The 12,060-nt window shown below is 32.0% G+C and carries 14 protein-coding genes; 1 reads left to right on the top strand and 13 read right to left on the bottom strand.

Going from position 1 to position 12,060, the window contains the following annotated elements; translation table 11 throughout:
* Window positions 1-162: 162 nt before the first annotated feature.
* From IAI10_RS04820 to IAI10_RS04780, 9 genes are all read right to left on the bottom strand, one after another.
* Entirely contained in the window at window positions 163-876 is a 714-nt protein-coding gene (locus IAI10_RS04820) for a SprT family zinc-dependent metalloprotease (protein ID WP_315672147.1), read from the bottom strand.
* A complete protein-coding gene (locus IAI10_RS04815; RefSeq protein ID WP_315672146.1) occupies window positions 873-1,712 on the bottom strand; it encodes a Cof-type HAD-IIB family hydrolase in 840 nt (279 codons plus the stop codon). The genes IAI10_RS04820 and IAI10_RS04815 overlap by 4 nt, the downstream gene beginning before the upstream one ends.
* A 41-nt stretch (window positions 1,713-1,753) precedes the next feature.
* A complete protein-coding gene (locus IAI10_RS04810) occupies window positions 1,754-2,560 on the bottom strand; it encodes a Tim44-like domain-containing protein (RefSeq protein WP_315672145.1) in 807 nt (268 codons plus the stop codon).
* A gap of 188 nt (window positions 2,561-2,748) precedes the next feature.
* Window positions 2,749-2,895, bottom strand: coding sequence for a hypothetical protein (locus IAI10_RS04805; RefSeq protein WP_315672144.1), 147 nt, complete (start codon window positions 2,893-2,895; stop codon window positions 2,749-2,751).
* Complete coding sequence (locus IAI10_RS04800) at window positions 2,850-3,062, bottom strand: hypothetical protein (RefSeq protein ID WP_315672205.1); 213 nt, start codon at window positions 3,060-3,062, stop codon at window positions 2,850-2,852. The genes IAI10_RS04805 and IAI10_RS04800 overlap by 46 nt, the downstream gene beginning before the upstream one ends.
* Window positions 3,026-3,295 (bottom strand): hypothetical protein, encoded by a 270-nt coding sequence (locus IAI10_RS04795; RefSeq protein WP_315672143.1) that lies wholly within the window; start codon window positions 3,293-3,295, stop codon window positions 3,026-3,028. Before IAI10_RS04795 ends, IAI10_RS04800 begins: the two co-directional genes overlap by 37 nt.
* Before the next feature lie 16 nt (window positions 3,296-3,311).
* Window positions 3,312-5,069 carry a beta-galactosidase gene (locus IAI10_RS04790; RefSeq protein WP_315672142.1) on the bottom strand — a complete coding sequence of 586 codons (1,758 nt, stop codon included), beginning with the start codon at window positions 5,067-5,069 and terminating at the stop codon, window positions 3,312-3,314.
* A 246-nt stretch (window positions 5,070-5,315) separates the two neighbouring features.
* On the bottom strand, window positions 5,316-6,344 hold the full coding sequence (locus IAI10_RS04785) for a LacI family DNA-binding transcriptional regulator (RefSeq protein ID WP_315672141.1): 1,029 nt from the start codon (window positions 6,342-6,344) through the stop codon (window positions 5,316-5,318).
* A 183-nt stretch (window positions 6,345-6,527) separates the two neighbouring features.
* A complete protein-coding gene (locus IAI10_RS04780; RefSeq protein WP_315672140.1) occupies window positions 6,528-7,208 on the bottom strand; it encodes an AraC family transcriptional regulator in 681 nt (226 codons plus the stop codon).
* A 126-nt stretch (window positions 7,209-7,334) separates the two neighbouring features.
* Between IAI10_RS04780 and IAI10_RS04775 the strand changes: the two genes are divergently transcribed.
* Window positions 7,335-8,399 carry a ChaN family lipoprotein gene (locus IAI10_RS04775; RefSeq protein ID WP_315672139.1) on the top strand — a complete coding sequence of 355 codons (1,065 nt, stop codon included), beginning with the start codon at window positions 7,335-7,337 and terminating at the stop codon, window positions 8,397-8,399.
* A gap of 2 nt (window positions 8,400-8,401) precedes the next feature.
* Here the strand turns inward: IAI10_RS04775 and IAI10_RS04770 are convergent, their stop codons facing one another.
* From IAI10_RS04770 to IAI10_RS04755, 4 genes are all read right to left on the bottom strand, one after another.
* Window positions 8,402-8,848: an NUDIX domain-containing protein gene (locus tag IAI10_RS04770; protein WP_315672138.1), complete on the bottom strand. Its 447-nt coding sequence runs from the start codon at window positions 8,846-8,848 to the stop codon at window positions 8,402-8,404.
* Between the two features lie 389 nt (window positions 8,849-9,237).
* Entirely contained in the window at window positions 9,238-10,269 is a 1,032-nt protein-coding gene (locus tag IAI10_RS04765) for a hypothetical protein (RefSeq protein WP_315672137.1), read from the bottom strand.
* A 152-nt stretch (window positions 10,270-10,421) separates the two neighbouring features.
* The gene (locus IAI10_RS04760) at window positions 10,422-11,045 is read right to left on the bottom strand and encodes an HAD family hydrolase (protein ID WP_315672136.1); all 624 of its coding nucleotides are present in this window, start codon (window positions 11,043-11,045) and stop codon (window positions 10,422-10,424) included.
* A gap of 89 nt (window positions 11,046-11,134) precedes the next feature.
* The gene (locus IAI10_RS04755; protein WP_315672135.1) at window positions 11,135-11,974 is read right to left on the bottom strand and encodes a methyl-accepting chemotaxis protein; all 840 of its coding nucleotides are present in this window, start codon (window positions 11,972-11,974) and stop codon (window positions 11,135-11,137) included.
* Between the last annotated feature and the right edge of the window lie 86 nt (window positions 11,975-12,060).

Below are 12,060 nucleotides of genomic sequence, written 5' to 3'. Positions count from 1 at the left end.
ATCTCCCTCTACAATAAATTACACAGTATTACAAATAGCGTTTATTTTTTATATTTTTTTTGATATAAGATAAAATTTCAATTAAATTTTACATTTATTGCAGAATAATTATAATTAATTCCATATAAAAAGTCAATGAAATTAGTAAAATATAACATAAGCTTAAAAATTCATCTTAGCACCATTAATTTTGAGCCAACCTTGCCTTTCCTTATAATCAGGAAGTATACCTTCTACTATACTCCAAAACTTTTTTGAGTGATCCTTCTGTATCATATGACTCATCTCGTGCACTACTACATAATCTATGGAAGTAAGCACTCCCATGGTACATCTCCAATTAAACAACAGATCATTTCTCCCAGTGCAGCTTCCCCATATACTTTTTTGCTCTTTAACCTTTACGCTTCTCGGTTTCAAAGGGAAAAATTTTTGATAATATTCAACTCTTTCTTCTATTACTTTTTGTCCCATTTCTCTGTACCATTGCTCCAAAGATAGTCTTATAACTGGGTTTTCCTTAGAAGCTGCAGTTACAATTATTTTCTCAGCCCAAAGCATAATCTTAGGTTTTCTAAGCCGCGTATCTATATTTATTTGAAGAGGATATTCTTTTCCTAGATACATGAAAAGTTCTCCATTAGTAAATTTCTTCTCCGCAGGAATTTGGACAGATTTCACTTCTTCTAGTTTTTTTATAATCCAAGCTCCCTTATCTTTTATTTTCTCCAGCACCCATTCTTCTTTAACATTAATTGGGGCAGTCACTATTACAGTATTCGGCGCTTTTATTTGGATTTTCATAGTTTTTCTGTGAGCCAATAATAATTCAAATTCTATCTTTGTATTGTTGTAGCTTACATTTAGCTTCTTCATATTCTATCCTCATTACTGTTAATAAATTTATCTATAGCTTTTGCTACTCCATCATTACTATTAGTTTCTGTAATATAATCAGCTTTCTCTTTTACTAAATCTATAGCATTTCCCATAGCTATCCCCATGCCTGCAAATTCAATCATAGATAAGTCATTCTCACTGTCACCTATTGCTATAATTTCCTTTCTATTTATATTATAATGGGCTGCTAATCTCTCTACCGCTGTACCTTTAGATATTCCATGACAGTTTATCTCAATATTATTTTTAGAAGAGCTTGCCACCTGAATTTCCTTAAGCTTCTCTAACTCTTCTCTAACTCTCTTTAATTTATTTACATCAGTATTAATTAATTCACATTTTACAATATTACCTTCTTCTAATCTAAATACACTTTTCCACTGCTTTTCATTTCCAATCCACTTATATTTTACAGCTTTATTTATGTATCCACGTAATTTTAAATAATCGGAGAATATTTTAAACATCAAGTTTCCATAATAAATTCTCTCTGGAGTATAAAACATGGGACTTACATTATATCTTAAAAATATTTGAAATAATTTTAGGCATACCTCTTCACTAAAAAAACTTTTATATATGATTTCATTATTCTCTCTTATATAAGCTCCATTGGAGGCTATAACCGCTGATTTAGTACCAATTAATCTTGAATATGCTTCTGCATCAGTGTACATTCTACCCGTGCTTACAACTATATGAACACCTTTGTCATGAGCTTTTTTTAAAGCTTCCCTAGAGGCAGTGCTCACTTTATGCTTAGTGTTTAATAAAGTTCCATCCATGTCTACACATACCAATTTATAACTCATAATTTCCTCCGTTAATAGATTTTCTTCGCTGTATTTTAATATTATTTCTTATGATCAATCTCTGTCCCAAAGAAACTTAAGTCATCTATATCCTCTAACTGCTTTATATCATCTAATACCCATCTATGATCCCTTCTGATGAACTTCCAGTATTCCTCAAAGTAAACCCTTCTATATTTAGAGCCTTGAGTAACTTTATTTGTTTCTTCATCAATAGTGTAGTCTATTGATTTTGCCTTTATATGCATCCAAAGAATATCATTTTCTGTTCCTTCGAAATCCTCCACCCCTATAGGATATACTCCTAGCAGAGTCATTCTCTTAAGAATATTTTTTTCCTTTCGTACCTTCATCCACTCAGTCTGAGTTTTATGCCTAATATAAAGTTCTTCACTCATGTATTCCTTTGCTATATCCTGATTTCTCTCGGTCCATGCAAGCTGTACCTTATAAAAGGCCTCTTCTACATCCTGCTTTATATTAGCATAATTCCAATTATCATCGCTTTTAGATAAGCTTTTTATAACTGCAGCAGATTTAATCTTCTTTTGCCCCATTCTTACTTTAATGACAATGATTCCTATGGATGCTGATACTGCCATTAATGAAACTGCTATTATATCTGCTACTGGATTGTTTCTTCGCCTATTATATCCTCCTGAGGATCCACCTCCATGATATGAGTCAGAACTCCTGCTTCCACCAGAAGTTCCACCACTTCCTCCAGAAGAACCTCCTCCGCTGCTTCCTCCTCCAGCTCTAGCAAACACATTTATTGGAGTACAAATCATTAAAAGCACGCAACATATCAATAACAATTTCTTTATGAAATTACTAAACTTATTCAATTTCATCGTCTCCTATAAATAAAAATTATATATATCTATACGTAACATTTTACCACATAGGAGAGTTTAATAATGAAAAAAGATTAAAATTCACTATTACTACTTAATTCTAATTTTTATAATTTTCTATAAACTAAAAGAACTCCAGTTTAATGGCGGAGTTCTTTTTTATTCTTTATAAAACATCTTTAATATTGCTGAGCTTCTTTGAAATTTGGAGTTCCATCACTATCCCATAGTATTTTTTTCGCATAAGTATGCCTATTAGGATCAGTTAGAGGATTTCCCTTTAAATACCTATAGTTCCTGGCATGATATATTGAAATATCTTCCATTCCATTTTCTGAAACAGTGAAACTATTATGTCCTGGTCAAAAATTTTATCCTCTATATTTGTATCAAGAACAGGGTATTGGTTTTTGCTCCAAGCTCTAGCATCCAATAGATTGTACTCCTGAGAAGCAGTTAATAGTCCCATGCAACAGTTACGATCTGTAGCCAAATATGTGCTCCCATTTTCCCTGTTTCATGTTTTTGCCATATAATTTTTGAAGGTGCATTCCCTATATCTTTTATGGTAGCAGATCTTCTAAGTTCTATTCTATCGTAAGTTGGAACTGATGCAGTAAAATAGTAGAATCCATCTGAATGTTTGTAAACCCAAGGATCTGCTCTTTGCAAAACAATTGGCTCTGCATACTTTTTATCCATTTTTGAAGAAATACTTTCTGACATGATTTGCTCCCTTCACTTACTTACCTAAATCAGCTTTATCTACAAGCTCTATAAAATCTGAAGCTTTTCCTTCTGTTTCAAAAATTACAATTTCATTCTTGCCTTTTTTTAACAAAGGTGCAGGAATATATAAGGTGTTTTGCGGCCCTATTTCCCAAAAGCGTCCTATATTAAAATCATTAATAAACACACAGCCTTTTCCCCAGCCATCAAGTTTTAAGAAAGTATCCCCTAAATTTTCAACCTCAAGCTCAAACTTATAAAATGCAGGCACGCCTGTTTTATAGCCTAAATTAAAATCCACTTGGTTGATATTATCTAAAGGAAGTGTATAATGCTCCCAGCCAGCGTGAGCATGCTTATCTATCTCAACTCCATAACTAATTCCCTTCCTCTGAGCATTCAATTTTTCTCCGAAATTCACTCTTCCCATATTCTCAACTAATATATCTAACAAGTTGTTTTCTTCTTTATCAAAAATAATTTCAGCAGATTTTCCTAATTCTAAATCATATTGAGTAAAAACCTCTTTTTCATTTACATATACTTTAGCTCTGTCATTAGCACCTAAAATTTTAAAATCCTCTACCTTTCTTCCACGCCCTACATTTGAATGATAAAGTATATATCCATAGTTTTGTCCCAGTTTTTCCATAGGCAAAGTATAATCACAATACTGCTTAGAAGAAATAGTATGAAGAGTGTTAAACAAAGCAACCTTCTGGTTAACCCTTATTTTACCATAAGCAAGCTTACTGATTTGAGCTGAAAGCCTAACTTTGGGAATATCTGCATATTTAGAAATAACCTTCCTGCACTCTTCATACTTAGGAGTTATATCTCCACTTTCAGACAATGGTGAATCATAGTCATAAGAGGTCACATCTGGTTCCAATTTATCATAATAATTAGCACCATTCATAAAGCCAAAATTTGTTCCACCATGAAACATATAAAAATTAACATGTCCCCTGCTTAATATTTTATCCAATTCTTCTGCGGTTTCCTTTGCATCCCTTTTACCCGCATTGCCGCCCCAAGGAGTAAACCATCCATCCCAAAATTCCATGCACATAAGCGGCTTATTTCCTATTGCTGCTTGAAGCTTTTCAAAATGTTCCTCTGCCTTCGAACCAAAATTTGCTGTGGCCAGAACATCTGAGTTATTGAACATTCCTGATTCTAGCGCTTCATTCCAGGTTCCATCTGAAGTAACAAAAGGCACTACCGCTCCATACTTTTTCATTACTTCTCTGAGATTTGAAAGATATTTTTTATCATTTCCATAATATCCGTATTCATTTTCAATCTGCATCATTATTATGGGGCCGCCATAATTTATTTGCAGAGGTGTAAGTATCTTGAATAATTTCTCATAATACTCATCAACATGTCTCAAAAAAGGTTCATAATTAGATCTCACTCTCATTCCATCATCAGCTAGAAGCCAAGCAGGCAGTCCTCCAAATTCCCATTCACCACAAATAAATGGAGAAGGTCTAACAATTACCCATAACCCAAGCTCCTGAGCTAATTCTATGAATCCTCTTAAATCAGTGATACCTTCAAACTGAAATTTTCCTTTATGAGGCTCATGCATATTCCAAGGAACATAGGTTTCTACAGTATTACACCCCATTGCCTTAAGCTTCTGGAGCCTATCCCTCCAATACTCTGGAACCACCCTAAAATAATGTATTGATCCTGATATGATTTTAACTTCTTTTCCATCCAAATAAAAATTGTCCCTAATTTCGAAAACTTTATTTTCCATTTTTACTCATCTCCCTATTTAAATTTCATATTAAGGTTTATCTTAAATACAGACCTAACATCATTCATGTTTAACTTCTCCTTACAGTTAATATAAAATCATTAATATTGTTTTTTTAACCATAATCTCAACCTTATGTAACCGGTTACCATCATGTTGAAAAGTTTTTACTGTTTTAGTCTAAAAACTGTGCTTTAAAATGTTTATATTGTGCAATCAATATTTTCTAAAGCACAGCTTAAGCTTTTATATACGTCTGCAGGAATCCCTTATAACCAGTTCTGTATCTAACGAGATTTCTAGTTCTGGTATCTCTCCGTTCACTAGTTTATTTACTGCTTCTACAGCTTTCTTTCCTAATTTTTCATATGGATGAGCCATGGTGGTTAATTCAGGCTTTGTTACCTTGCATAAATCAATATTGTCAAAGCCTATGATGGATAGTTCATCTGGAATCCTTACTCTTTGCTTATTGCACACCTTTAGAGCCCCTGCAGCTACCAAATCATTAATTGCTATAACCGCTGAAGGCATTTCTGCATTTTGCAAAAGCTTGCTCATACTTACGATCCCTCCTTCTATAGAATACCCACCTTCTATAATCCACTGATCCTTATATACAAATTTCATTTTATCGGCTGCTTCTAAAAAGGCATCTTTCTTTATATCAAAAGAAGTAATGCCTGAGCTTCCACCTATAAGTCCAATTTTTCTGTGCCCCAAATTAGTAAGATATTGCAGCATCTTAAAAACAGCTTCTTTTTCGTCTGAGAATACCCTATAACTCTCTACGCCATCCATTTTTCCATTGATCATAACCACTGGTACATGCGGAAGTATTTTTTTCATTTCATCAATGTGCTCCGGATTATTGATAGTATCATTGATTCTTCCACCTGCTAGAATAATTCCGTCCACTTGTCTCTCAGCTAGCTTTTCTAGATACAAGGATTCCAGCTTACGATCATTCATTGAGTTGCATAGAAATACATTATAACCTAATTCAACAGCAGATTTTTCAACCTCTAAACATAGCTGAGAATAAAAGCCGTTTGTAATATCAGGTACAACAAACCCCAGCATTTTTGATTTTTTAGTATATAAACTTCTTGCCAATTCATTAGGTATGAAATTATATTTCTCAATTACAAATTGAACTTTAGCAGCAGTTTCCTCGCTTAACACGCCCTTATTATTAATAAATCTGGAAACTGTGGCAACAGACACATTAGCCTCTCTTGCTATATCTCGTACAGTTATATTTTTCTTGCGCATAAAATTCACCTGTTTTATCATTATTGTATTGTTACCATTTATATTTTATTTTCTCCATTTAAGGAATGTAACCGGATACATTACTATTATATAATATCTTATCTGCTTAATCAAACTTATTTATTAAATAATCCCCATCAGCATTCAAAATATTTCTGGTCTTACTGCCACTGCATATCTTTTTTAGTTTTCAATATACTTATCCCTATATCCGCGGGGATTCATACCAGTAATATTTTTAAACACCTTCGAAAAATGGCTAGAATCGTAAAATCCTAATATTTGAGATATTTCCATGATGCTTAAAGCTGTATTTGACAATAATGCTTTAGCTCTGTTAACCTTTAAATTGGTTACATAGTCCATAACGGTAGTACCTAAATGCTTTTTAAACACTAGGCTAATATAGGGTTTTGATAGGTTCAATTCTTCACTCATATTCTTTAAGGAAATATAATTTTCAATATTTAAATGTATATATTTCAATATTTTATTTAAAGTATAGTTATTAGTAACCTCAGTGTAGTAAATAGCAAAATTTGAATATGTATAGAATATTTCCTTTTCTAATACCTGCAATTCTTTTAATGTACTGCTATCTTTTATTTGGTTATAGAACTTATTGTAGGTTTCATGCATTATAGTATTCATAACTGTATTTTTACTAATAGATAACTTCCTAACTAAAACTCCCTGCCATATAAATAGATCTATTTTCTTATCTTCTAGTTTTTTTTCTATCTCTGCTTCATATTTATGCTTTTTTTCAATAGTTTCATATATTTTATCTATGTCATTTTTATCTAATAAAAAGTCAAATGAAGGTATAAAAAGTAAGCAATCGCTTATAAATCCATCTTCCATGAGCACTCTCCTAAATTTATATTAACACAGTACAATTTATTATAATTATATACCATTTTTAAATTTCATATCTCTATATAATGAAATTAAGCTTAAATAAAGTTATTAATTATTGGAGGTATTAATTTGGAAGCATACGTAAATTATTTAGAAAAAAATTACCTAACTCCCCAACAGTATGTATTAAATAAATTTCAAACTCATGATGTCATTTTGCTAGGAGAAAATCATGCTGTAAAGGATAACCTTGAATTTGTAATAAGTATCATTCCCAAATTATATGAGAATGGAATATATAATTTAGGAATGGAATTTGGAGCTGCCGAAGATCAAGACGACCTAGATAGGCTAATTACCAGTGAAGAATACGATGAAAATGAAGCTAGAGGATTAATGTACAATTATAATGTAAAGTGGGCATATAAAGAATATACTGATGTCTACAAGGCTGCCTGGAAACTAAATAAGTCTCTACCTAAAGATGCAGTAAAATTTAGAGTTCTTAATTTAAGCTATGTATATAATTGGAGTGCTTTTTCTAGAATCAGAACTCCTATAAATGCTAAAAAAATATTTCATAAAGGAAATACCGAAATCTATAGAGCTAACATTATTGAAAAGGAAGTTCTAAATAAAGGTCAAAAACTTCTTGTACTCACAGGAATAGTGCATGCCTTTACCAGATATAAATCTCCTGTATACGATCATAACGCAGAACATTTTTATCATCTTCAAGGCGGCTGGTTAGGAAATAGACTTTATGAGAAATATGGAAATAGAATATTTTCTATTCTTCTCCATCAAGGTCTTCAAAATATAAACACCTTAGTCTTAAGCAACACCAGCGGAGTTAAAACCATAGAAGCAATAATGAATAACTTAAAAAATAAATCAGCAGGCTTTGATCTTGTAAATAGTATAATGGGTGATATAAGAGATGATAGTTATTATTCCATAGGATATAATGATTTTTCTCTTAAGGATTTATTCGATGGATATATTTTTATTAAACCTCTAAAAAGCCTTCAAGGCTGCAGCATAGATCATAAGTATATTCAAGGTAAAAAATATGATGAAATCATAGATAAATATCCAGATAAAGACTGGAGCCCTATCCCTGTGAATGAAAAAGAATATTGGGAGAAGGTTAGCGAATATGTCAACATGAGCAAAAGATATTTTATAGACTAATACTACCTTTCATAATACTTTTTAAGCATGGTTTTATGAGTTTTAGGCATGTTAGGCAGCTCTTGGTAGCTGAAAAATTTCAGTTCTTTAGTCTCAAAATCATCTATCTTCAATGTGCCGCTGAAAGTTTTAGTAATATATCCTACCGTTATAAAATATACTTTATCACCATTGGGACACTCCATATAACAATCCTTGCCTGAGGTTGTACCTATATAATTCAAATCTTCAATATGGAGTCCCGTCTCTTCTTTTGCCTCTCTTATAGCCGTATCTTCAAGAGCCTCTCCCAGCTCTGTAATCCCTCCGATAAGCCCCCATTTATATGGAAAGGTTCCTCTTCTTTGAAGAAGCACTTCATTTTTATCATTTATTATCAGCACATTAACTCCAGTTAAATTTATAACATCATGTCCAACTCTATCTCTTATGTATTTCACATAATCCATTTATAAAAACGTCCTTTCTTTAAAAGCTATTACTTTAAGTATATGAAAATATCAATATTATGTAAATATAAGTATTTAAATTTATGTTTCTGTTTTAAATCAGTGTTGATTTTTACACTGATTTAAAATATTCCTTTAGTTTGGTAGGTTATGTTTTAAAATGTTGATATTATCTTTGGAGTTCTAGAAACTCTTAGGAATTGCGACTTATAATTGGCGTAATTTTGCTCAGGATGGGTAAAGCTATTTTAGTGTCAGGACGGCACAATAAAATGGGTAGCCAATTATGACAAAGCAAACCTTAGAGTTTCTTCCATGGGTTCTGAAAGAAACCATGCCTAGGCGATCAAAGCCTTTATCAACATTCTTTTAAAACATAACCAATTTAATCAATCATCTCTTTTTATAAGCTCCAAATACCCATCCAAAACTGCTTTAGTAGCTTCAGACGCAGTATATTTACCTTTAGAATTTTTTATTCTATCCATATCTGCTCTATCATATTCTAGATTTATATTTACTTTCTCATTTGTAAAGTATTCCTTATATAACTGAACTTTATTTCTTATATTTTTCATGGATTTTTCTATAAACTCATTGATAAGACTGATATCGTTTAAGTCAACCTTCTCCATTTCTATGAATAAAGAAATGAATAATCTTTTGAAGGTATATCCATCTTGCTTAAAAGGAGGCACATTCCAGTTAATCATATTTTTTATGTTAGTATTTTCTAACTTTATTCCATTAACAATTACTTCAATTCCTTTTTTCTGAGTTTTCATCCTATAAAGCTTTACTCTTCTATTAACACCTATTTTAGTATGTTTTTCATTCAGCATTTGTCCGTCTTTATCCTTATAGGTTATTTTTTCTCCAAATATTATCACAGTTGAGCCCATAGCTATTAGCTCATTGTAAATGTGAGATAAATAAGCTTTGATGCTTTTTAAATTTTCAGATTTCATCATAGTTTCTACATCCGCATGAAGATTTTGTTTTGATATTTTAAATTCTATGCTGTTATCTGGAGTTAAACGCATAGCAGCACTTTCATCTTCTTCAAAAGAATTGTCATCTACATCCTTAAAGTTTAATACTTTAGTTGTTTGAATATTATCTCTGGTGTTGATAATACTCATTTCATTGCAAAGCTTTATCATAGCCAGCAGTAATATGTTATCGTTTATATTGATTTGCTTATTAAATTTTATAGTGTGAGGTAAACCCTCTCCGGTTATTATAATTAAAATATCGCCATTTTTTATCTGTACATCTATTAACTTGTTAGCCTTGTTGTTTATAATTACAGAATTTATTATTATAGCTAAGCTTTCAGAGACGCTAAATCTTTTGCTTATTATCTCTTTCCTTTCCATGCCGTAAACAATATGTGTAACCTTATTACTGCTTCCTTCCATAGGTCTTTCCCTTAAATATTATTGTTAATAAATTTTATTCTAAAAGAATTATATTATGCTTTATAATAGGCTTTGTTTTGAAAGAATGTTTTAAAACAAAGCCTATTAATAAAAAAGAACAGAGCTGTTAACCCTATTCTTCTTCCTATTAGCTAAAATATTTTTGCTAGTTCCTCTGCTTCTTTAATGATATAATCGTGGGAAGCTACCTCTCCAAAGCCGTAACTAGCATATACAAAAGGTATGTCAGCTAATTTTGCAGCATCGCAGTCTCCCTGAGTATCTCCTACATATATCGAAGCTTTAAGCTTATATTTGTCTATAACTCTTTTGATATTTTCACCCTTTAATAAACCAGTATTTCCTGCACATTCAGTGCCCTTAAAATACTTTCCCAGCTGGTGGTATTCCAAAAAGGCTTCTATATAGCCGCATTGGCAATTGCTTACAATGAAAAGCTCATATTTCTCTGAAAGCTTCTGCAGAGTTTCCTCTAAATTTCTATAGAGTACCCCGCCTTCTTCTCTTATAAATTCACATTCAATGCTGCAGCAATTTTTTAAAATTTTAAGTCCAGCTGCTTTATCCAAATATGGGAAAAGTTTTTCAGCTATTTGAGGAAGCTGAAGTCCCATAACGCTATGCATCTGCTCCTTTGTAATAGGGCTTCTTACTTCCTTGGTTTTGCTTAGCACCTTATCCCAGGCCTTCAATACTACCTCAGTAGAATCCCATAAAGTTCCATCCAAATCAAATATAATAGAATCTATATTCATTGATTCACCCCACCTTAATGCAATTATATAATTATAATGCATGTATTAAACCGCACCTTATAAAATGCGGTCAGCTCAAAAGATGTAAATTATGATGTTATATTTTCAGACAGCTTAAGAAGTTTAGAGGCTAATTCACTGAGCTCTTGACTTTCTGCTGCGATTTGCTTAGATTGTGATGCTTGTACATCATTTGCAGATGTATACCCATTTATGACCTCAACAATTTCATTTATATTATGCTTAATTTTCTCAAGTGCCTGATTTATTTGAACTGTAGAGGTTTTGCTGTTCGCTGCAAGCTTTCTTATCTCTCCAGCTACCACCGAAAAACCTCTGCCATTTTCTCCAGCTCTTGCTGCTTCAATGGCTGCATTAAGTCCTAATAAATTTGTAGTTTCAGCAATACTTTTTATATAGTTTATTATATCATCCATACTGCTTATACCTTCTTTAGTTTCATTAACTAAATTATTAACATTTTCATTTTTATCTGCCAGCTCTTCTGTTAAGCTTGCAAATTCTTCTGAAGATGCCGCTAATTCTTCAGAAAAAGACTGCAATTCATTAGCCATTTCAATAACTTCATTTTCTTTTTCTAATGAAACAGCATAAGTTATACTTCCTACTACATTATTAGTATCAGGATTAATAATAGGAACTCCATAGGCCATTATAGGAAATCCAAAGGCTTCCTTAGGATAACGTAACGAATGTTTCTTTCTGGTTTTAATAGCTTTTTCTGAAACCCCGCCGCTCACAAGCTCCATACCTTCCTGTATATTTAATTCAAAAGTTTCTGCTTGCTTAAATAATATAAAATTTTCGTTGTCCGTAATAGCTATTGCTGCATCAGAAGCAAATACTGTAGGTAATACAGTAAATACATTCTTTAGTGAAGAAAAAAAACTTTCATCATTTAGTCCCATCTCAAAAATCCTCCTCTTGTTTTACAAATATAAAAACATGGAGTGGACAGATGGTTTCGCTGCATTGGCTCCATGCTTATTTATTA

The organism is Clostridium sp. 19966, from assembly GCF_032335695.1.
Classification (GTDB): domain Bacteria; phylum Bacillota; class Clostridia; order Clostridiales; family Clostridiaceae; genus JACTOJ01.
The sequence above is the reverse complement of the archived record's forward strand: the minus strand, read 5'-3'. Positions and strand labels throughout refer to the sequence as shown.